This is a genomic window from Lysinibacillus cavernae (genome assembly GCF_009724685.1).
GTDB classification, from domain to species: Bacteria; Bacillota; Bacilli; order Bacillales_A; family Planococcaceae; genus Lysinibacillus; species Lysinibacillus cavernae.
The window spans coordinates 388,806-410,571 of sequence record NZ_WMEF01000002.1 but is presented as its reverse complement, the minus strand read 5'-3'; the positions used below and the strand labels follow the sequence as shown (position 1 = coordinate 410,571).

Annotated in this window: 19 protein-coding genes and 1 other annotated feature (1 of these 20 running past the window's edge); of the genes, 6 read left to right on the top strand and 13 right to left on the bottom strand. The window is 38.6% G+C overall.

Annotated features, from left to right (window positions below):
* Positions 1-71: 71 nt before the first annotated feature.
* From GJU32_RS06515 to GJU32_RS06500, 4 genes are all read right to left on the bottom strand, one after another.
* Entirely contained in the window at positions 72-221 is a 150-nt protein-coding gene (locus tag GJU32_RS06515; RefSeq protein ID WP_155591126.1) for a transcriptional regulator, read from the bottom strand.
* A 261-nt stretch (positions 222-482) separates the two neighbouring features.
* Positions 483-1,004: a DinB family protein gene (locus GJU32_RS06510; protein ID WP_420798370.1), complete on the bottom strand. Its 522-nt coding sequence runs from the start codon at positions 1,002-1,004 to the stop codon at positions 483-485.
* Positions 1,005-1,059: 55 nt separating this feature from the next.
* On the bottom strand, positions 1,060-2,022 hold the full coding sequence (locus GJU32_RS06505) for a tyrosine recombinase XerC (RefSeq protein ID WP_155591124.1): 963 nt from the start codon (positions 2,020-2,022) through the stop codon (positions 1,060-1,062).
* A 333-nt stretch (positions 2,023-2,355) separates the two neighbouring features.
* Positions 2,356-2,766, bottom strand: coding sequence for a hypothetical protein (locus tag GJU32_RS06500; RefSeq protein ID WP_155591123.1), 411 nt, complete (start codon positions 2,764-2,766; stop codon positions 2,356-2,358).
* A 76-nt stretch (positions 2,767-2,842) separates the two neighbouring features.
* On the opposite strand from GJU32_RS06500, the gene GJU32_RS06495 reads away from it, so the two are divergent.
* From GJU32_RS06495 to GJU32_RS06485, 3 genes are all read left to right on the top strand, one after another.
* Positions 2,843-4,333: a circularly permuted type 2 ATP-grasp protein gene (locus tag GJU32_RS06495; protein WP_155591122.1), complete on the top strand. Its 1,491-nt coding sequence runs from the start codon at positions 2,843-2,845 to the stop codon at positions 4,331-4,333.
* Complete coding sequence (locus tag GJU32_RS06490) at positions 4,287-5,252, top strand: alpha-E domain-containing protein (RefSeq protein WP_155591121.1); 966 nt, start codon at positions 4,287-4,289, stop codon at positions 5,250-5,252. Before GJU32_RS06495 ends, GJU32_RS06490 begins: the two co-directional genes overlap by 47 nt.
* A 61-nt stretch (positions 5,253-5,313) precedes the next feature.
* Entirely contained in the window at positions 5,314-6,168 is an 855-nt protein-coding gene (locus tag GJU32_RS06485; protein ID WP_155591120.1) for a transglutaminase family protein, read from the top strand.
* 70 nt (positions 6,169-6,238) lie between these two features.
* On the opposite strand, the gene GJU32_RS06480 is transcribed toward GJU32_RS06485, so the two are convergent.
* Positions 6,239-7,114: a tyrosine-type recombinase/integrase gene (locus tag GJU32_RS06480; protein WP_155591119.1), complete on the bottom strand. Its 876-nt coding sequence runs from the start codon at positions 7,112-7,114 to the stop codon at positions 6,239-6,241.
* A gap of 362 nt (positions 7,115-7,476) precedes the next feature.
* On the opposite strand from GJU32_RS06480, the gene GJU32_RS06475 reads away from it, so the two are divergent.
* A complete protein-coding gene (locus GJU32_RS06475; RefSeq protein WP_155591118.1) occupies positions 7,477-8,271 on the top strand; it encodes an enoyl-CoA hydratase/isomerase family protein in 795 nt (264 codons plus the stop codon).
* 47 nt (positions 8,272-8,318) lie between these two features.
* On the opposite strand, the gene GJU32_RS06470 is transcribed toward GJU32_RS06475, so the two are convergent.
* Entirely contained in the window at positions 8,319-9,134 is an 816-nt protein-coding gene (locus tag GJU32_RS06470) for an ATP-binding protein (RefSeq protein WP_155591117.1), read from the bottom strand.
* Between the two features lie 454 nt (positions 9,135-9,588).
* Here GJU32_RS06470 and GJU32_RS06465 point away from each other — a divergent pair, with 454 nt between their 5' ends.
* Positions 9,589-10,764, top strand: a complete 1,176-nt coding sequence (locus GJU32_RS06465; protein ID WP_155591116.1) for an aminotransferase class I/II-fold pyridoxal phosphate-dependent enzyme — start codon at positions 9,589-9,591, stop codon at positions 10,762-10,764.
* A 321-nt stretch (positions 10,765-11,085) separates the two neighbouring features.
* On the opposite strand, the gene GJU32_RS06460 is transcribed toward GJU32_RS06465, so the two are convergent.
* A complete protein-coding gene (locus tag GJU32_RS06460) occupies positions 11,086-12,285 on the bottom strand; it encodes an AI-2E family transporter (protein WP_155591115.1) in 1,200 nt (399 codons plus the stop codon).
* A 65-nt stretch (positions 12,286-12,350) separates the two neighbouring features.
* Positions 12,351-13,301 carry an LCP family protein gene (locus tag GJU32_RS06455; protein ID WP_155591114.1) on the bottom strand — a complete coding sequence of 317 codons (951 nt, stop codon included), beginning with the start codon at positions 13,299-13,301 and terminating at the stop codon, positions 12,351-12,353.
* A 174-nt stretch (positions 13,302-13,475) separates the two neighbouring features.
* On the opposite strand from GJU32_RS06455, the gene msrA reads away from it, so the two are divergent.
* Entirely contained in the window at positions 13,476-13,997 is a 522-nt protein-coding gene (gene msrA / locus GJU32_RS06450) for a peptide-methionine (S)-S-oxide reductase MsrA (RefSeq protein ID WP_155591113.1), read from the top strand.
* Between the two features lie 309 nt (positions 13,998-14,306).
* On the opposite strand, the gene GJU32_RS06445 is transcribed toward msrA, so the two are convergent.
* The 5 genes from GJU32_RS06445 to argS form a co-directional block, all read right to left on the bottom strand.
* Complete coding sequence (locus GJU32_RS06445; protein ID WP_155591112.1) at positions 14,307-15,266, bottom strand: MBL fold metallo-hydrolase; 960 nt, start codon at positions 15,264-15,266, stop codon at positions 14,307-14,309.
* A 209-nt stretch (positions 15,267-15,475) separates the two neighbouring features.
* Positions 15,476-17,248, bottom strand: a complete 1,773-nt coding sequence (recQ, locus tag GJU32_RS06440; protein WP_155591111.1) for a DNA helicase RecQ — start codon at positions 17,246-17,248, stop codon at positions 15,476-15,478.
* A 7-nt stretch (positions 17,249-17,255) separates the two neighbouring features.
* Entirely contained in the window at positions 17,256-18,359 is a 1,104-nt protein-coding gene (locus GJU32_RS06435) for a hypothetical protein (RefSeq protein ID WP_155591110.1), read from the bottom strand.
* A 254-nt stretch (positions 18,360-18,613) separates the two neighbouring features.
* Complete coding sequence (locus GJU32_RS06430; protein ID WP_155591109.1) at positions 18,614-19,786, bottom strand: MFS transporter; 1,173 nt, start codon at positions 19,784-19,786, stop codon at positions 18,614-18,616.
* A 181-nt stretch (positions 19,787-19,967) separates the two neighbouring features.
* Complete coding sequence (argS, locus tag GJU32_RS06425; protein ID WP_155591108.1) at positions 19,968-21,641, bottom strand: arginine--tRNA ligase; 1,674 nt, start codon at positions 21,639-21,641, stop codon at positions 19,968-19,970.
* A 44-nt stretch (positions 21,642-21,685) separates the two neighbouring features.
* Positions 21,686-21,766 (bottom strand) — a binding site (T-box leader); it runs 138 nt beyond the window's last position.

The window sequence follows — 21,766 nt, the reverse complement described above, 5'->3', positions numbered from 1 at the left end:
GTCCATTTTATTTAGTATGGCTGGGCTTTTCATAAAATATTCACGTCGGCTTCCGTCATGGCCACATCCTTTTAAATTCCTAATTGTTTTGCTTGCATGTTATAAGCAGAAAGTTGTTGCTGTGATAACTGTAATACATAGTAACGGAAAGAGATTGCTTCTAACCCATAGCGTTCACACATTTCACAATAAAATTCATAACCATCACGATACTTTGACATCTAAAATTCCTCCTCTAAGGAAACTGTTTTATAACAGTTGTTATTATTTTTATTTAATATATAACAGATTATGTAGCACGTCAAGAGGTTATGACAGAAAAATTCGACTGAACCATAGCTAGTTATATCATTTCCTATTAACATTTCCTCGACGTAAATAATTGAGTCCACTATCAAAGATCATGACAGTGGACCACTAATGAAAAATACGTATGGTTTTTTAAAAAAATTAACTCGGTATTTACGATACAATCTCTTTGATCAATCGTCTTTTCCTTCGCTACAAAATGTCCTAACTATTTCCCGGATCTGCTCGATATGACGCTGTTCATGCAAATAGACTTGTTCAATCCATTGATCCAGTGGTAAATCTCCCAACGCAGGATGTTTCACTGCGTGCTTAGCTAATAGCTCGGGTTCTTCAATTGTTTGTAAAAAAGCAATGAATTTTGTTCGTGTGGAGGCTAATAAATCCAGCATAGCATGCACTTTAAATGGCTCTTCAGTCGGTTCCACTATTTTAGGTGCTTGTAATTTTCTTGTCCGATCTAAAATTAGTTGGACATTTTTTCGAACTGGCACTGACTGTTCTTGTGCTTTTAATCCCCATGCAATAGCTTTGCTTGTTGCTCCCTCTACTAAAACTAGGTGATGACAGATTTGTGCTACACTCCAGCTATGTGCACTTGGCTTATCATTAAATGCCGCATCGTCTAAAGTGTGAATTTCCTGAAGTAGTTGCGCTCTTGTTGCATCGAGATGATCTTTTGCTATCAACATCATACACTACCCCTTTCAATTGGTATTCCTCTATATATTCGCCACAGAATGATTAAAATCATCTTTCACGAACAATATTAAATGGATTATTTTCAAGAACATGTTGAAGCTGCTCATCTTCAATATGCGTATAGATTTGCGTTGTCGCGACACTGGAATGCCCTAAAATATGTTGTAAACTACGGATATCAGCCCCAGCTTTATACATCATGGTTGCAGATGTATGGCGCAGTTTATGTGGTGTGAGTCGTTCTTTTTGAAGTCCAGATTGCTGATTAATGCGTTTAACGATTTTAGCAACAGTTTGGCGTGTAAAGCGCGTTCCCTTTTGCGATACAAAAAGTGGCTCCTCTCCGTCCCCTTTATAAAGTGTCTTGCCACTGTTTTCATAATCTGTGAGTGCCTGCATACAGCTATCATTTAAATAGACAGTACGTTCCTTATTGCCCTTCCCAACAACCGTTAAATAACGCCCTTGAATAGATGACTTGTTGAGCTGGCATAGCTCTGTTACACGGATTCCTAAATTTAAGAAAAACATCATCATGCAGTAATTTCTTGGTGATGCCTGATTAGACTGGATGCCATCCATAAATTGTGTGGCTTCTTGAAGATTCATATAGATGGGTCTTTTTCTACCTATCTTCGGTGTTTCTAATTCATCTGCTGGATTTTCCTCTATGAATCGGCGTTTGCCTTTTAAATATTTAAAAAAGGATTTTAACGTCGCTACTTTACGCGCTCTCGCAGCAGCAGAATTTCCTCGCTTTACCTCACAGTATTCCATAAATAAATAAAGATCCTCTAACGTGATATCACGAATTTCTTCTATTGTAATAGTGGCAATATCAATGGTTGCTAAATTCTCTATAGCCAGATCCTCCTGGACAGCCTTGTGGAAACGGAAAAATAAGGTCAAATCATATTCGTATTCTTTTCTTGTGCGCTGTGACTTTCCTTTTATCGTGGTTAAATATACAAGAAAATCTTTCATGAATTTCGGTTGTTTCGTTTTTTGCATCAAAATCACCTCTATTTGCTCTATTTTACCATGAAAAAACGTTCCCAAATATAAATTTGGGAACTTTATTGAAAAAAATGCGCTTTTTCATCAAACGGAACAAACGTTCTTTTTTTGCTCAATAAAAAAAATCCCCTTTTTTCTAAAGAGGATCTTCTTTTAAATGTTTTGTGACAATTGCTGGATTTTAGGCATAAAGTTCACGCCAAATGAATATTAAAATCTAGTAGCCTTTATTTGCTTTGTGAGACGAATCGAAAAAACAGAAGATGGGTAACTATCCATGTCGATTCGTCTCACAACACGCATGGTATTATTTGGATAAATCTATTATTATACAAATACCGAGTAGGCTCCATCTTCTTGTTTTGTTAGTGACCAGTTTGTCGATAACATTTGCTGAAGTCTTGTGACTGTTTCCTCATCACACGTTAAATGCTGGATACCTGTTTCTAATAGTTGGTAATCCTTCCCTTCTTCTAGTTGAAAGCGTAGCTGCAATAAACGTTGGATGCCTGGCAATGTTACATACTTGATTCGATAATGGCCATGCAATGCATCTAAGAAATCTTGTTCCCCTTCCTGATAAAGAGCCATTGTCTCACTAAATTCATAGTTTGGTACTCGTTCTTGCCAAACTGATACATCCCCCGTACGTAAAGCAAGTAAGATCTCCTCGTCTGATAAATTTAATTTTGATAGTTTATCTAATTCATACGCTTGCATTAAATTAATGATTGTCATAGTAGTTAGCTCCTTTTATGTATTTATTCACAGTGTATCATGTTTTCACTACTACTTAAATTCGGAGGCGATCCATATGATGAATTTATATGATTCTAGTCTGTTTTTTGATGAAATGTTTGATGGCAACCAGCCAAAGCCTCATTATCGTTCTTTTCATCATAAGCTATCCTTTTTCTCTCAGGAGCAACTTGAAGAAAAATACCGACAAGCACAAGCAAGCTTTCTCAGACAAGGTATTACCTTTACAGTGTATGGTGCTCAAGATGGAACCGAGCGCACCATGCCCTTTGATTGTGTACCGATTATTATTCCTCAATCACAGTGGGACGTGATTGAGGTAGGCGTTAAACAGCGGGTGGAAGCCCTGAACTTATTTTTACAGGATATCTATGGTCAGCAAAGGATTATTCGGGACGGCATTATTCCTAGACATCTTGTAGAAAATAATCCCTATTTCACGCGAAAGATGAGGGGTCTCCAAGTACCTATTGCAAATCATATCTTTTTAGCGGGTATTGATTTAATTCGTGATGAAAAAGGTGATTATCATGTGCTAGAAGATAATTTACGCAATCCTTCTGGTATCTCCTATGTGTTCGAAAATCGTGATGTGATGAAGGAAGTGTATCCTGAATTTTTCTCCAAGCATACAATACGGACTCTTGATAAGCACATGGCTTATATGAAAAAAGCACTTCTTGCGCATCGTCCACCCTCCATGCAAGCGGAGCGAGAGCCTAAAGCTGTGCTACTGACAGCAGGTATGTACAATTCAGCCTATTATGATCACGTGTTTTTAGCTCAGCATTTAAACATACAGCTAGTAGAAGGTCGTGATTTGGTTGTACAGGATATGAAAGTCTATATGAAAACCATCTATGGTCTACAGCAAATCGATATTATTTATCGTCGTATTGATGATGATTTTTTAGATCCTACTGTATTTCGAGAGGATTCTTTATTAGGTGTTTCACATTTGATGGCAGCTTTTCAAGCGGGTAATGTAGCTATTTTAAATGCCATTGGGAACGGTGTTGCAGATGATAAGGCGATGTATGCTTATGTACCTGACATGATTCGTTATTATTTACAGGAAGAGCCTGTTTTACCTAATGTGAAAACCTATCATCTTGAGGATGCTAATCAACGTGCATGGGTCCTAGAGCATATACAGGAGTTAGTGATTAAAAATGTGAGTGCCTCTGGTGGCTATGATATGCTGATTGGTCCACATGCTAGTGAGGAAGAAATTGCTTTGTTTAAGCAAAAAATAATGAAACACCCATTTCAATACATTGCACAACCAACAATTAAATTGTCTAGAGCGCCTGCATTCCAAAATGGACGATTCTATCCTTGCCATGTCGACTTACGTGTTTATGTGATGAAGGGTGAGGATTGTTATGTATTACCTGGAGGTTTATCCAGAGTGGCACTACAAGAAGGATCACTTGTCGTGAATTCATCTCAAGGCGGCGGAGCTAAGGACACGTGGATAGTAAAGGAGGAGTTGCAGCATGCTGAGTCGAGTAGCCGACGCGTTGTACTGGATGGCACGGTATAGTGAACGCACACAAACAAATGCACATATATTACAGGTACAGCTGTTGAATATGTTGGAGCAATCTGGGCAAGAACATGATTATATTGATCATTGGGAAGCTGTCTTAAATATTTGCGCCTCTAAGGAGGAGTATTTAGCTAATTACACAGCCATACGTGTTAACCCATTAATAGATTATCTTCTGTTTTCCGAGAAAAACTGTAATGCCCTCCATACCACATTACGTGCGATTCGAGAAAATGCACGGATTACGCGTGATAGTATGCCTACTGAGCTATGGGAAATACAAAATGCCTTTTATTTAACGCAGCAACAGGACATACTGACAAGAGAACGGCCCATCCCACTGTTTGAGATTCAGGCTTTTTTACAGGAAGTGCGCAAGACTTTGTGGATGGAGACTGGGTTGATTGAAGGCACAATGGATCGAGATCTTCCCTTTTATTTCCTGCAGGTTGGGAAATGGCTTGAACGAGCAGAAAAAACAATGCGGATGACGTTAATTATACTTGAACAACTGAAACTGTCAGACATATCACTGTTAGAGGCTGATGGAACCTTTTTATTGGAGCTTACTGCAGCAAAAGAATCTTTCTTACGGAAGCATCGCCAAACGAATTTACTGACAGTCATTCAGTATTTAGTACAGGATGAGCATTTCCCATGTTCAGTTATGTTTTGTGTAAAGAAAATAGATGAAACCATAACTGCGATTGAGCATGATTCTTTCTCTTCAAGATTTTTAACGCTTCATTCGAATATAAGTAGTCTCGTCTTAGCAATCGATCATCTTGATTTTTGGCAAATGACAGTAGTAGAAACAATTACCGTTTTGGAGGAGAGATTGCGCCAATGTATTGCATTTAGCGATACCTTTTCGGTAATCTATCATTTATATGAACCCAGCATACAACCTTGAAAGGAATCCATCACAGCTCCCTTTCAACAGGCAAGTCAGTAAGCAGAAGGAAGCGGACACGATGAAATTTGAAATTCAACATACAAATATTTTTGAATATGAGTCTGAAGTCGATCAAAGCTTGAATACCATTCGTTTAAAGCCACGTAGTGATGAGCGTCAGCGATTATTATCCTATCGAATTGCCATTACGCCGTCCTCCCTTACCCGTGAGCATACAGATATTTGGGGAAATACAGTTGGTTCATTTTATATACCAGAGCAACATCAGGTACTAGAAATTCATACATCTTCTATTGTTAGTATTCAGCGTGCGCCATTTATTCATCGTATTCAATATTCGCCCGAAATGCAGACAATTTTTCACTCGCAGCTATTTTATGAGCATTATTTACCTTATTTAAAAGTAACCCATTTTACATTTATGACAGATCAACAGTTAGAGGAAGTCTATCATGCAATCGGTCATGCTGAAAATCCTGTGCTCTTTTCGCTTAATTTAATGCAATATTTATATGCTAGCTTTGAATATGACCCGACAGCAACAGATGTAACAACAACTGCAAGTGAGGCGTTTGCTTTAAAACGAGGTGTTTGTCAGGATTTCACCCATGTCATGCTTGCCGTATTGCGTGCAAAAGGAATTCCAGCTCGTTATGTTAGTGGTTATTTATATGTCGACGAAAATTCGGCCCTCATCGGTGATATTGCGACACATGCATGGGTAGAAGTAATGATACCCGGTATTGGCTGGATTGGCCTTGATCCAACAAATAATGTGGAAGTATTAGAAAATCATATTATTTTGTGCATCGGTCGTGATTATAGTGATATTAGCCCTGTTGAAGGTGTTTATTCAGGAGGGAAACATGATTTAACAGTAAAAGTTAGTGTCAAAGCATTAAGTCATTTATAAAGTGAAACGTCAAAATGGATTTGACAAGGCGTGCAGTAATGGCTAGAAAGAGCGATTGCTGCACGTTTATTTATTCTAAGCGCTGCTGTCTTTCTTTAAGCACCCATTTCCGCACATAGCCCATTTCTTGTTGAATATGTTCCAGCGTTTTTTCCTGCTGAAACGCTCTTTGCATAACGGTGTACCGCAGATCGGTTGCTCGTATATTCTTCCCTATATCTTGAGACATCGTTTGGAAAATGCGTTCCACTGTCTTCGTTGTAATCGGCTTTGTCTGACTCGCCTCACTTACCCAAACCCATTCCCCCATCTCTCGCTCATGTAATGCTTCTGTCTCGTTCCTATAAAGTGCTAGCATGTCCATTAGTATGGCTGAATACTTTATTTCTCGACGCCCATTCTGATTCGCAATAAAAAGTGTTGCGTTTTCTCTATTAAAGTGAGCCCATTTCATGCGCACAAGTTCCGCAGGCTTACAACCTGTTTCCATTAAAACTTGAACAATACAACCATTACGCCTTGCCAGCCATGCATGCTCCTGTGTTTTGGCATATTGAAAATAGGTTGACCAAACGTTGGCAATTTGCATGATTTGCTTGTTTGTCAGTACTTCTAGGGTCTCTTTTTGCCTTTTTTTCGGTTGTAAAATATTCTGATAATCAAAAGGCTCCACCCATTCACGTAAAAAAATAAAGTCTACAAAGCCTCGCAATGTTGCTATTTTATGATTAAATGTATTGATATTATTGTAGGTTTCCTTTAAATGGTCACAATAGATTGTTAATAAATCCTTTAATTGATGATTCACATACAAGTAGTTTTGTTCATGGGCGAACGTTAAAAATTGCAGTCCATCCATGTTGTACTGCTTTTTCGTGGCAGCACTTTTTTTCAATGATTGCAAGAGTAATACGTAACTATTCCAAGCTTCCTTAAGTGTGACCATATTGCCCCTCCTTGTTTGCTATGCGTATGATATCTATATTTTACTATAGATGGGGTGCGTATGTTCTCTTTATTTTATCGCTTTATAGTGTCGGATAATCTGTATTTATGTTACATAAACCCGCTTCATCATTCGACCGCTCCTAAAGCGATGTAGAAACATATGTTCCTATAGTAGTTTCTCACATGTTTTACTTTCTTACAATAGTAAAATCCGCTCCTCTTTCGTAGTACAAATGCTGTCTATTCCCTTCTTTTTTGTATAACAACGCAATTTTATATGAAAATTCGTATAATTCCGTGTTTATTCTTGATTGTGTTATATAATAAAGCTATACATTAACATGGGGAGGCTTTTCCGATATGCAAGTAAAGACGACTCGACTGGAAGCAGAAGATGCAAAAATCATTTATCAAGAAACAGCTGGTCTAGCGATTATTACGATTCACCGACCACAAGCAAAAAATGCGTTAACCGCAAACATGTGGGATCAACTAGCAAAAATTGCCCTTCAAGTATTGGACAATCCAAAAAATAAGGTCCTTATTTTACGAGGCTCTGGCGAAAGCTTCACAGCTGGCTCCGATATTAAAGAATTTAATGCCATCTCTCTAGACAAAGCGGAGGAAGCATTTCTACATATGGAAAAAACCATTTCCACAATTGAGCGATTGCCGATTCCTACAATTGGCGTCATTAACGGACCGGCGATGGGCGCTGGCTTAGAATTGGCTTTAGCCTGTGATATCCGCATTGGTTCCGACAAAGCCAAGCTCGGCATTCCTGTAGGTAAATTAGGCATCACATTAAATAACAAATTCGCTCAGCGTTTAGTACAGCTCGTTGGCCCTGCCACAACGAAAGATTTAGTCTTCACAGGACGAATGTTTAAAGCCGAGGAAGCCTTCAAGTTAGGGATGCTCAACTACTTAGTAGCAGAAAAGGATTTAAATAAGTACATGATTCGCATGGGTAAGCTCGTTGCAGGCATGTCACCAGAATCCTTACTTGCCGTGAAACAATCCGTACAGGAATGTCTAGATAGTGTTCCGACGTTATGGCAAGGCTCCACTCCGTTTGTGGGTAGTGATTTTGCAGAAGGATGCCGTGCCTTTGTTGAAAAACGCCAGCCACAGTTCAAGCGACAGCCCAAATAAAAAACAGGTACTCTTCTCGTCAAGGTGCGATTAGGAGTACCTGTTTATTACGATTTTTTCTTTTGCATAGCAGCCTTTACATGAACATGAATAGCATCTAATTCATAGCCAAAATGGTGATAAAATTCATCCTGAACCGCTTGTTGTAAGGTATACAAGCGAGTTGCTAATGGATAATCTATGGGCAGCTTCACCTGTATTGTCAAAATAGCTTGGACCTGATCCCCTAACACAAATTGGGCTTGTTCTACCTTTTGTACAATGTCCTGCTTACTACAGCAATACGTTAGTAGCTGTACATAAACATGCTTTCCAATCTCGATATACTCCCGTTGAAAATCAGGACGAACAATCGTCGTTTCCCCTATCTTTTCACGTTTCGATGAAAAAATCTCCATGCCCCTTTGCACTAAGCGCTTAAAGAAATTTTGCTCCACTTGTCGGTATGGAATAGGCATCACGTGTTTGCCTTGTGTTTGACGAACAAAACGGGCTTTTTGAATTTCCTTAAAGGAACGGACATCTTCCACTTCGTAAAAATGTTCAATAGCATCAAGTTCTAGCTGCTTGGCAATACTCTTCGTCATTTTAGTTGAAGTCCCAATGAGCAAAATAGACTGCACTTTATGGCTAGCTAACGCTTTTTTTACTGCCTCACGGTGCTCTTTTTCTGTAAAAATAGCACGCCGTACAGCCGTAATTGTATTTTTTTCAAATTTGGCAGAAACACCTGCGACTCTTACACCATTGACAATGAGTAGGCCATCATCAATAATCGCCTCAACCCCTAACTTATGAGCAAAGGCAAGCGCACTTGTACTTTTGCCTGTGCCGCTTGGTCCACTTAATGAATATACTTTCAACGCTCCTCTACCCCCTTACTAAATCATGTCTAGTTGTGCAATCGTCCTGATTCAGACAATCCCCTCTTGATCAGTTCCCATAGGGCTCCCCTATAGAAAGTCTTTATACTTAGTATAATACAACTTCCTTTTCTAAGGAATTTATAGTAGCTTATCCCAACATCAGCGATTCAATTTTCGCTAGTCTATGCACGCATCCTCTACATTATATAAATATTTTCTTTTTTCAGAATATCTGCCCCTTTATGGGCTTTAGTATGATAAAATGTGAACTACTATTCTGTTATCCAACAGGAACAGACATACCAATATTTAACCCCATTTCAACAAGTTTATTTGGGAGAACTGCGGCCCGTAAAGGCCCAATTAGTGAAAACAAACCATCCGTAGTGGGATATGACTCCCTCTAGGGATTGACGTTTCACTGTATTCAATAATAAGGAGTGTACTAGTTTTGAAAATCGTACCATCTAAAAAAATGTCATTATTTACACCAGCAATTTTCGGAGATTTGAAAAACTTTGCTAGAGAGCAACAAGCAAAGGGCAAGACTATGATTGATTTAAGTCTAGGAAGCCCGGATCTTCCTCCACATGCCAAAATACGTGAACACCTATCTTATCGAGCAGGTTTAGCGGAATCTTATGGCTATACACTAACAGGCACACAGCGTTTTTATGAGGCTGTCAGTCGCTACTATATGCGTCGTAGCAACGTGCACTTAGATCCTGCTTCGGAAATCATTCAAACAATTGGCTCACAAGAAGGCTTAGTCCACTTACCAATCGCCTTTTGTGATCCAGGGGACATCGTATTATCTACAAACCCAGCTTACGTTGCCTATGACGCAGGAATACATTTAGCAGGCGCAACCCCTTATTATATGCCTCAAACAGCAGATAACAATTATTTGCCTGATTTAGATGCTGTACCAGAAGACATTGCTCAGAAAGCAAAATTATTAATTTTAAACTTGCCAGGGAATCCTGTGCCTGCAATGCCATCATTAGCTTATTTTGAAAAGGTCATTGCCTTTGCTAAAAAATATAACATTATCGTCCTCCATGATGCGGCCTATTCAGAGTTTTACTTTACAGGGGATGGACCAATTAGCTTCCTAGCTGCACCAGGTGCAAAGGAAGTGGGTATGGAAATTAACTCCCTATCGAAAAGCTTCAGCCTTGCTGGAACACGTATTGCTTATATCGCTGGAAATGCAGAAATGATCGCCGTTATCAAGCAATTAAAATCAAATTTAGACTTCGGTATTTTTGAGCCAATTCAAGATGCAGCTGTGGTAGCACTTGATAACGCTGAAGAAATTACAGCAAGTTTACGTGCCACTTTCTCAGAACGTCATAAAACACTCATGAATGGTTTACAAGCATTAGGCTGGGACGCAGCACCATCAGATGGAGGCATGTTTGTCTGGGCAAAATATCCGTACGATATTGACTGTACAGAACTAGCCTTTCAATTGATCGAACAAGCTGGCGTTGTCACAGTTCCTGGGACAGTATTTGGTAGTGCTGGACAAGGTTATTTACGTTTAGCATTAGTACAGCCAAGGGAACTTCTTCAAGAAGCAGTTGATCGCTTAGCACAAGTACAATTAATGGCACAAAGCTAGTCTTTTAGAAAATTTATTAATATAAAACCCTTCTAACTTTGTATGTTGGAAGGGTTTTACTATTAGATTTAAGGAAGTACATCATTTCCGCTTAAGCACCAATTTGACCTAGTTATTTAGGTTCATCAAAGATATTTTATTATACCATCCCTGGATTTAATCAATTTAAATTGATAATCATTCATTCCAGCAATGACTTTTGGAAACCTTATGTTTTGCATTCCCTTTTCCCATCCTTTCATGAATTTATTTATTGGCTAGCATCACGTCATTTCTTTCATCAAAAAACAGCTACTGCAAAGAGGCAGTAGCTGTGTCTGATCACACATCGTATTTTTGATGGGCGTCATCTTCATATCGGTTATAACGTTGTTTAAAGAGCTTGAATAAATGGGTTACAAGTACTTTAAAGATTGCATAGCCTGGAATCCCTAAAATAACACCAGGAACACCGAATAACGAGCCTGCCGTTAATAACACAAAAATAATGGTAATCGGGTGGATACTGAGTGATTTCCCCATAATTTGTGGAGAGATAAACTTTCCTTCGATTAATTGAACAATCGTCCATACAATGGCTAATTTAACCAACATAAGTGGCGATGTCACGAGCGCAATAACAACAGCAGGTGTAATCGCAATGACTGGCCCTAAATAAGGAACCACACTTGTAATCATCGCTAGGAAGCCAAGCAGTAAAGCATATTTCATGCCGATGATTAAAAAGCCAATCGTCACCATTGCTCCAATACACATGGATACTAAAATTTGCCCCTGTATGTATGAACTAATTTGCTTGTCCATGTCATGGAAAATTTCAGTTACTTCTTTACGCATACGTGGTGGGCACACTTTCAGCATAAATTTCGGTAATTTTTCGCCCTCTTTTAGTAAATAAAATAAAATGAATGGTACTGTTACAAGGGATAGCACAATACCTGTTAAAGTTGATAGGAAGCCCGTAATACCTGTGGCCACACCCTGCGCTACATTTGCAGCCGTATCCCTCACAGTTTTCACCATATCTGTAGTGAAGTTTTCAACCACTTCATTATATTCAAAATTAATTTTATCTAAATAATCGTTAAAGCGTGAATGATTCAAAAATGCAACGATATTTTGCGTAAACTTCATGAAATACTCAGGGAATTCCTGGACTAAGTTTGTAAACTGGTCACGTAAAAATGGATAGACCAGCACAACGAGTAGTGTAATAACACCAATGACCGCGATGTAGAGTATTAAAATCCCCCAAATTCTTGGGATCCGCCATTTTACCAAGATTGCCAACAATGGACGTAATAAATAGTAGCCTATAACGGCTAGTACTCCTGGTAAAATCACTACTTCAAATAATACTTGAAGCGGGGTAAAGATAAAGGAAACTTCATTAAACATAAAAATAACACATGCAACTAGTAATAAAATCACCAGCATAAATAATAGGTTTCTCCCACCTAAAAAACGAATAAACTTGGTTGCTAGCAGGTTTGAACGTTCTTTTGGTCTCTCTTTTTCCATATATCCACCCCAATCCAACTTGCTTTACCTTTATATTACAGGATAATGCTGGTTTTGGCTAAATATCACTCCAGCGAAATGCCTAAAAAATCACTTAAAAAGGCTTTATTTTGCTCCACATCAATGACAATGGAATCGCCCGCATGGCTAAAGTTTTGGAATTGATAGCTACCTTCAATTGGTATCGTTGCTTTTTCAATGTTGACCTTGCCTTTTGACAGCAATTTAAGCACTTGTTGCATTTCCTCAGTAGATGAATAATCTGTTGTAATATAGCCCTGTGCTGCTCCGACGAATTTCGGTAAATGTAACATATTCGTAGGCGTTAATAGCTCCGATTTTAAAGCTTCAATGACTTTTTGCTGACGCGCAACACGACCAAAATCTCCTTCAGCATCGTGACGGAAACGTGCATAGCCTAGTAATTCCTGTCCATTTAAACGATGGACACCTTGCTTTAACTCTACTCCAATATTTTCAGACATATCCTTTTCAACATCCATCTCCACACCATTTGGCGCTAAAATATCCACTAGTGATTCAAAGTTTTTAAAATCAATCAGTGCATAATGATGAATCGGTAAGCCAAACATATTTGTCAATGTATCCTTTAACAGCTGTACCCCGTCTAAGTAGTAGGCTGTATTGAGTTTATAGGATTGATAGCCTGGAATTTCTGCGTAAATATCACGCATAAAGGACACAAGTTTAATATCATTGTTTGCTTTATTCCAAGATAATACCATCATCGTATCTGTACGAGATTTTTCCTCGCCACGTGTATCGACCCCTAAAATTAAATAGTTCTCAATTTCCCCTTTGATCGTATCGCCAGAAAAATCCTCCTGTGCAACTTTCGTATCATTTGCCAGCTTAAGCCCGCTACGATATTGCATAACAGAGTAACCTACTATCACTATGATGCACAGTAATAATAGTGTGAAAATTGCTCTCCCTTTACGTAATCTACGTTTTTGTGGACGTTGTGAGCGTCTCGTATAATCTTGCTCTTCCATAACAACTAACTCCTCTATTTTGATATAGTTAATGTAACGATTGATTAGCTGGAAAGTTTCATTTAGCTAATGTTAAATTCCATCTTCTTCTATCTAATCGTTATTTTACACCTAATTGCTCAGTTTGGAGCAAAACAATGCTATAATATTTTCACAAAAGAAAGGATGATTCAAATGATCGAAAAAGCTACATTTGCTGGCGGATGTTTTTGGTGCATGGTCAAGCCATTCGTCGAGTGGGACGGCATACATAAGGTTACTTCTGGCTATATGGGTGGCCATTTAGAAAACCCAACATATGAAGATGTTAAGAAAGGGACTTCAGGTCATTTAGAAGTAGTCGAAATAGAATTCGATTCTGCTATTTTTAGTTACGAGCAGCTCCTTGATATTTATTGGATGCAAATTGATCCAACAGATGCTTATGGTCAGTTCCATGACCGTGGAGAATCCTATTCTACAGCCATCTTTACCTATACGGATGAACAAAAGCAAATCGCAGAAGCTTCTAAAGAAAAGCTCACACACAGTGGTCGCTTCGATAAACCTATTGTAACCAAAATTCGCGCTGCCGAACGCTTCTACCCAGCGGAGGATTATCACCAAGATTATTATAAGAAAGAGTCTGAACACTATCAGCAAGACCGAGCTGTTTCAGGTCGTGATGAGTTTATTACAAAACATTGGGATAAATAACAAAAAGAGGTGTCTCAAAAGTTTGAGACACCTTTTTCATTTGATTAAAAGTAATTCTAAAATTCATTTTTTATAGTAAATGAAAAGAAAGTATTTAAACAAAGATTGATCAAAAGGCTTTCTTTACTGGTAATTTAAGATACAGTTTTTATAAAAAAGTTTGATTATGTTTTTAGTAGCTATTTTCCAACTAAACACCCATTAAAAGTAATAGCAATACCATAGAAAATGACAGGCTATTATGTTCTTTTATGGGAGTTGAATAAGTTAGTAGTGTAACCCTGTTCTTAAATCAACAGCCTAATAGAATTAGCCATTAGTTGAATTAGCTAATGAATAAAAATTATATATTTTTGTAAGGTTATCCTTAATACCATTTACGCCTCTCCACTCAGTGTATTCTTTTGGTATAGTAAACTCTAAAAGAAATGAATCAATTGAATGATTGTTTTCCAATGCTTGTAATGAGCTGTTAATTAAAACAGAAATATAGCGTTCTAATGAATTCAACTGTTCTCTATTTCCGACATTTCCGTGACCAGGAACTAAAGTTATGATATCCATTTCCTTCACTTGCTTTAGAATTGATCTGTATTCGTCAGGGTTATAAATAGGTAAGTGTAGATTTTCAGTAACTAAATCTCCCATAAATGCAATCTTCTCTTCAGGCAAATACATGAACGTATCGCTAGGTGTATGACCCCCACCTAAACAATGCAATTCGACCTTTCTCTTCGAACCTTCAATAATGAGCTTTTCTTCAAAAACAACTGTAGGTAAAACTAATTTCAATCGAGGTAAGTCAACTAGTACCTTTGACATTTCATTAAACTGATTGACCAGACTATCTCTTATTACTTGTTCTTGATTTTTCTCAATCTTGATTTTAAGGTTATTTAGATATTTTTCCATCTCTTCTATTTCTCTTTTTAAATCACCAATCACATTTTTCTCAATAAACCACTTCTTTGTAAGTGAAGTAGAAATAATCGTAGTGTCTTCAAATGCTTGATTACCAAAAACGTGGTCCCCATGATAATGACTGTTAATTAGATACTTTACTTTTTTTTCTGTAATATTTTCAGCATGTCTTCTTAACTCAATTCCAGCTGATGGAGTTGAAAAAGAATCGAAGACTAACAATTCTTCTCCTAAATCAACAAAACCAGCATTACTCCAAGCCCCGTGACCAGGTTTTGCAATAGCAGCATAAATCCCTTCACTTAAACAATTCAATATAAAAAAATCTGTTTCTATTGCTCTGGTCAATTTTTCTTTCCCCCTATACTACTCTTGTTCAACTAAGATGACTCTATAGTTTAAGTACATTTCTTCACAATCTTCATAGTAATACTAACATAAATATCCAAAAAATCATCTCACCTTAACAATCTATAAAGGTGGGATGATTTTAATCAAACATTGTTATAAATAATTAATCTTTTTTATAAAACTACACTGATTAGACTACCGCAGCGTCAAACAGAGCCTTCTAAAAACGATTGCAGCGCGTCAAAGAAACGTTTACCGTACTTATCAAACTTCACCTCACCAATACCGCTCACCTGGCGTAAATCCTCAAGTACAGCTGGTTTTTTATCGCATAGATCACGCAACGTTTTATCAGAAAATACTACAAAAGGTGGTACCTTTTCTTCATCTGCAATCTCTTTGCGCAATACACGTAAATGCTCGAATAATGGATCATTGTCAACAAGTTTACGAACAGTGACAGCTTCTTTTCGCGTGACCTGCCGATTTCCAAGTAGTACTTCCTTGCCGTCCGCAGAGACATATATCGTTGGAAAGGTACCATGCTTAACAGCAAGTAAACCTTCTGCAATTAAAAATTCAATAAAGTTTGAAACATCCTTTGAGGCATACTTCCCTTTTAAGATGCCATAAGTCGATAAACGAGCAAAACCAAATTCAGCTATTTTTTGATTTTTGGAGCCAATTAATACTTGGGCAACCATCGTCTTGCCGAATTTTTGCCCCATGCGTACGACACATGCCAATACCTTTTGTGCGTCCTCTGTTACGTCTGTCACAGTGCGTCCATCATTGCAATTACTGCAGCGACCACATGGCTCCTCTTGCACTTCACCAAAATACGATAAAATGGCATTTTGTAAGCAGCCCTCTGTATGGCAATAATCAACCATTGTTTGGAGTTTGGCTAATTCCTGGGATATACGTGCTTCATCAAGTGTTTGTTCAATCAAAAAACGCTGTGTTTGGACATCTCCAGAAGCATACAGTAATATACAAGCACTTGGTAAACCGTCTCGGCCAGCACGCCCCGCTTCCTGATAATAGCTCTCCATATTACGTGGCATTTGATAATGTAGCACAAAACGCACATTGCTTTTATCAATGCCCATACCAAAAGCGTTTGTTGCTACCATAATACGTGCCTCATCTTTTAAAAAGCGCTCCTGCTCAGTCATTCGCAAGTCCTCTGATAGTCCTGCATGGTATTTAGCAACAGCTTCTCCAGAGCGAGTTAGCGTGTCATAAATAGCATCTACTGCTTTTCGTGTGGCAGCGTAAATAATGCCGACTTCTTGTTTATTTTTCTGTAAGTAATTTTTTATATAACGCTCTTTGTTTTCCCCAATTAGCACGGATAGTGCGAGGTTTTCACGTGAAAAACCTGTCATCACTGTTGCCTGCTCATCAATCGTTAATAAGTGGCGAATATCATCACACACAGCAGGGGTCGCTGTTGCAGTAAGCGCTAAAACAGTTGGCTTTTGTGGCCATAGCGTAAATAGCTTCTGAATGGAGCGATAACTAGGTCTAAAATCATGCCCCCAATGCGAGATACAGTGTGCCTCATCAACCGCTATTAATGGCACTGATAAATACGACAATGCTTGAAGAAAGGACACACTTTCCAGTCTCTCAGGTGCGATATATAGTAGTTTTAAATAGCCAGCACTGGCAAGTTGCATCGTTTCATCCACTTCCTGCGCTGTCAATGTGCTATTAATATAAGCCGCAGGAATATTGGCCGCACGTAAAGCCTCCACTTGATCTTGCATCAACGAAATAAGTGGCGAAATGACGATGGTTAAACCCTCTAACATTAACGCAGGAATTTGATAGCAAATGGACTTCCCTCCACCTGTTGGCATAACACAAAGGCTCGATTGACCTTGTAATGTTTGTTCAATAATTTGGGTTTGTCCTTGACGAAAGGATTCATAGCCAAAATGATGCTGTAGCATTTGTCTTGCTTGCTCCATGCAAAGTTCACTCCTCGTTTGTTAGACGAAGTAGCTTGTACTCGCCTTGTTCATTTTTCTCAATTTCATATAGCGTAATGGAATGGGCAAGTGCTTCCTGTCCAGCAGCATTCGTCAAAACATATTCCGTTTTGGCTCGAACAATGAGATGCTGTCCTTCAACACGAATAGCTTGAATGTCGGTGTTAGAGAAATGAATCTTCGCTTGTTTGGAAGCATAATAAGCAACCATACTCTCCAAGGTGTCTAGTAAATCCTCTGTTCCGACAATTGGTTTCATGACAATTGCATCCTGTATCGCCACAGCTCCTTTTAAATGCTTATGGAACGTATCTAAAAATAACTTGATTTCATCCGTATTATAGGCAAACACATTTTCACCATATTGCTCAATTGCTTGCTGTACAGCTTCTTTGTCCCCTTGTTCTATATAGGGATATAAATTTTTGGATTGGGATAACCGCACACTGGCTTTCATTCCTTCTTCAATCCATTTATCAATGAATGATTGGATTTCCTTTGTCGGCAGTATGTATGGCTGGGACTCTCCCTGCTGCTGACGATTAAAATAAAGGCCTACGATGGCTCCGTTTTCAGCCTCCATCACAGGGCTTCCTAAAGGCATAGCTTCTTGTACATCTATGTAATAGGCTGCAACTCTATCTTGATATTTCTGAATCGTATAGGGCAAGCCATTCACATATACGGCTAGCTGATTCAGCTCACCTTCATATATTTTTGGCACTTGTACATTCGCTTTATACGTTACTTGCAAAAGCGCTAGATTATGTGCAGTCGACATGACATGTACATTCGCTGCCTTTAGCTTATCCTGACCAAATTGAACAAGGGCCGTTGGTTTGGACGCAACTAGTGCACCATTCGTTAAAATAAACAGCTGATCATCCTGCTGTTTAATAATTATGCCTGCACCAATACCATACTCTCCAATGACTTTGACCTCTGGAACAATTTTTTCTTCTTGCTTGGTCACTGCCCCCTCTGTTTGACTCTCTGCATTTTTATTTTGAAACCAGCCTGCTCCTATTTGAGTGTCACAGCCTGCGACGAGTAAAGCAGTCGCTCCTAAAATGAGCATTTTTTTATACATACTTTCACCAAAACTTTCTATTCAACATTCTCTAATATCTATCATAATCAAGGATTTAGGATGTTTCAAGTTTACATAATATTATTATTTATATAGTGTTATTAGGAAAATGCAGCAACCTCTCTAAATTTATTTCATTCTACCTATTATTATTTATGAATTTCGAGATTTGCTGTGAGGATTGGAGCATAACTGAACCTCAAAATAATTTTCACTAAAAAAGACATGCGTATCGTTACACATGTCTTCTTCTATTATTTTTTTCTTAACAGTCCTGTTGTTACGATAATGCCCACCATCAACGCTAAAAAAATGATATAAGTCCATGTATGGTTGCCTGTGATATCATAGCAAACCCCAATCATAATGGGAATAATGGCACTCAGCATAAAGCCACCTGATAACACCATTGATGACCAGCTATTGGCCTCTTGATCATTTTTGGCTTCATCGAGCGGTAACAACAAACCAATCGGAAACAGACCACTTAGGACAACGCCGATTAATAATACAGGCAGCCATAAATAAGTACCTGACATAAGCCATAGTAGTGTAAAACCAAGTAATCCTAAAAATCCTAATGCCAGTATCCATGCCATCCGGCTTTGCCATTTTTCCATGAGCATTGGCACAGCAATATTACCAATCATTTGCACAATGGACATAAACGTCAGCATGGCACTTGCTGTTTCTAGTGAAAAGCCTTTATCCTGCAACAGCGGTGTGAGCCACGACATCATAGAGAAAAACAGAGACGTTTGTAAGCCAAAGTACAACAAGATTGCCCAAGCACGTCCAGATGTCCATGGATTACGAGCATGTTCAGTCGACGTTATTTGAACCTGTTCATTGTGCTGTGATGGTATCGCCCAACCCCAGATTATTAGGGCAACCACAGCAAGGAGGGACCACATCCCAAGTGCAACTGTCCAGCTATTACCGGATTCATGATAAAAAGTCACGGTTAAGGCTGCACTTAATGTAGCACCTACGCCAATGCCTAACGAATAAATGCCAATAACTGTCGTAAAACGCTGTGGAAATGTTTTCTTGATATACGCATTTAGAATGGGCCCAATCATTGCAATGGCCAAGCCTGCGCCAAAGCTTGTGATGACTAGCAAGAAATAGCTTTCTTGGAAAAAACGTAATCCATTGGCTACTACGAGGATTACCACTAATAGTATGATAGCTGATTTCGTTCCAATCTTTCGCTGAAGCGGTACTGCAAAAGGTGCAAATAACCCCATACAAAACACAGGGATGGCTGTGAGAAAACTCATGCTTGTATTGGATACATGTAAGGATGTCATGAGCACATTAAATAGTGGTCCGATCCCTGTTACTACTGGTCTCATATTAAGTGCTACAAAAAATATACTTATCACCACAAGTATGAGTGAAACGTTCCATTGCTTTTTAGCCATTTATTCAAGATCCTCTCTACTGCCACTCAACATTCTTGATGAAAGAGTTTATTCATTACTCTATCCTTTTACCATGTTTTCTATAGTCGGTCAATAAATGGACAATTCACTTGAAAATGGCGGTGAGTTTTGAGCAAGAACAGAAATAAATCTGGACGCTATTACACCGTGGCATAGTTGATTACATATTTTCAGGTGATTCAATGCCAAGTAAGGCTAATAATTCTTTTAATACAATCGCTACACAAGAACAAAGAGCTAGACGTGATGCTTGTTGTGCATCGTCAGTTAATATTTTATGTTGTGCATAATATTTATTCAATAAACGTGCTAGTTGTAAGGCGAATTTCGCTAGTTGTGACGGATCAGCCTGCTCAAAAGCAGTGGCCACCACTTTCGGAAACTGCTCTAGTAATAAGATTATTGGCCAAGCCTGTTCTCCTAATGGCATGAAGGTCACATGCTGAGATGGATTCTCTACTTTTTCTAAAATAGAGCAAATACGTGCATAGGTGTATTGCACATATGGTCCTGTTTCACCTTCAAAATTCATCATTTGCTCGATTGAAAATTCAATATCATTGAGGCGATGATATTTTAAATCATTAAAAATAACTGCTCCAACCCCTACTTGCTGTGCTATTTGCTCTTTATTTGGCAGACGAGGATTTTTCTCTTCTATATTGCGCTTTGCCGTGGCAATTGCCTCCTCTAGTACATCTGCCAATAACACCACTTTCCCTTTACGAGTAGACATTTTTTTGCCATCCTTGAGCATCATCCCAAATGGTACATGTTGCAGATCTGCTGCCCATGCATAGCCCATTTTCTCAATCACTTGGAATAATTGTTTAAAGTGGAGTGACTGTTCATTGCCAACGACATAAAAAATCTTTTCAGGCTGGTAATGTTGTTGACGATAAAACGCAGCTGCTAAATCACGTGTTGCATACAGCGTGGCACCATCCGTTTTCGTGATTAAGCATGGGGGCATCTCCTCCATCTCTACTACATAAGCACCATCAGATTCCACCAGAAGTCCTTTGGTTTTCAGTTCTGTTACAACTGACGTCATTTTATCATTGTAAAACGCCTCGCCTGTAAAGGCATCAAAATCAATTCCTAGCAACTGATAGATTGTTTGAAACTCTACTAATGATACATCTCGGAACCATTGCCATAATGCAAGTGCCTCTGCATCCCCGTCCTCTAATGCTTTAAAAGCGGCACGAGCCAGTTCATTCAATGCTGGGTCTTGCTCCGCTTCTTCATGAAACTTTACATAAATCTTTAATAACTCCTCAATCGGTGACGCTGTAATGGCCTCTTTATTACCCCAACGCTGATAAGCAACGATGAGTTTGCCAAACTGTGTACCCCAATCCCCTAAATGATTGACACGAATGGCTTGATAACCATTTTTCTCGGCAATATTTGCTAAGGCGTTGCCGATGACTGTTGAACGTAAATGACCCATGGAGAATGGCTTTGCAATATTTGGTGAAGAAAAATCTAAAACGACGCTTCCCTTTGAACTTTGATTGGTGCCGTATAATTGTTTTTCATGCAGGATCTTGCTCAACACCTGTTGCGTCACTTTTTGTTGATTTAAAAAAATATTGACATAGCCACCAACGGATTGCACTCGTTGAATGCTATCGCTTGTTAATTGACTCGCCAATTCGGTCGCAATACTTACTGGTGATTTTTTCCACGTTTTAGCTAAGGTAAAGCATGGAAATGCCACATCGCCTAGCTCTATTGTTCTTGGTTTTTCTAATAATTGTTCAATTTCATTGACTGATAACTGTTGATTTAATACGGCTGCAATACTTTGCGCGATTTGTTTATTCATCTTTCTCATCCTCCTGTCCAAATAAAAAAGCCCCCGCCTCTATAATTAGAGACGAGAGCATAAATTCCCGTGGTACCACTCTAGTTGCCATTTATCATGACCACTTTCCATTGTTAACGAGGTGA

Coding starts and splice junctions, on each gene's coding strand:
- GJU32_RS06515 (WP_155591126.1), bottom strand. CDS start 221: ATGTCAAAGTATCGTGATGGTTATGAATTTTATTGTGAAATGTGTGAA.
- GJU32_RS06510 (WP_420798370.1), bottom strand. CDS start 1,004: ATGATGTTGATAGCAAAAGATCATCTCGATGCAACAAGAGCGCAACTA.
- GJU32_RS06505 (WP_155591124.1), bottom strand. CDS start 2,022: ATGCAAAAAACGAAACAACCGAAATTCATGAAAGATTTTCTTGTATAT.
- GJU32_RS06500 (WP_155591123.1), bottom strand. CDS start 2,766: ATGACAATCATTAATTTAATGCAAGCGTATGAATTAGATAAACTATCA.
- GJU32_RS06495 (WP_155591122.1), top strand. CDS start 2,843: ATGATGAATTTATATGATTCTAGTCTGTTTTTTGATGAAATGTTTGAT.
- GJU32_RS06490 (WP_155591121.1), top strand. CDS start 4,287: ATGCTGAGTCGAGTAGCCGACGCGTTGTACTGGATGGCACGGTATAGT.
- GJU32_RS06485 (WP_155591120.1), top strand. CDS start 5,314: ATGAAATTTGAAATTCAACATACAAATATTTTTGAATATGAGTCTGAA.
- GJU32_RS06480 (WP_155591119.1), bottom strand. CDS start 7,114: ATGGTCACACTTAAGGAAGCTTGGAATAGTTACGTATTACTCTTGCAA.
- GJU32_RS06475 (WP_155591118.1), top strand. CDS start 7,477: ATGCAAGTAAAGACGACTCGACTGGAAGCAGAAGATGCAAAAATCATT.
- GJU32_RS06460 (WP_155591115.1), bottom strand. CDS start 12,285: ATGGAAAAAGAGAGACCAAAAGAACGTTCAAACCTGCTAGCAACCAAG.
- GJU32_RS06455 (WP_155591114.1), bottom strand. CDS start 13,301: ATGGAAGAGCAAGATTATACGAGACGCTCACAACGTCCACAAAAACGT.
- msrA (WP_155591113.1), top strand. CDS start 13,476: ATGATCGAAAAAGCTACATTTGCTGGCGGATGTTTTTGGTGCATGGTC.
- recQ (WP_155591111.1), bottom strand. CDS start 17,248: ATGGAGCAAGCAAGACAAATGCTACAGCATCATTTTGGCTATGAATCC.
- GJU32_RS06435 (WP_155591110.1), bottom strand. CDS start 18,359: ATGTATAAAAAAATGCTCATTTTAGGAGCGACTGCTTTACTCGTCGCA.
- GJU32_RS06430 (WP_155591109.1), bottom strand. CDS start 19,786: ATGGCTAAAAAGCAATGGAACGTTTCACTCATACTTGTGGTGATAAGT.
- argS (WP_155591108.1), bottom strand. CDS start 21,641: ATGAATAAACAAATCGCGCAAAGTATTGCAGCCGTATTAAATCAACAG.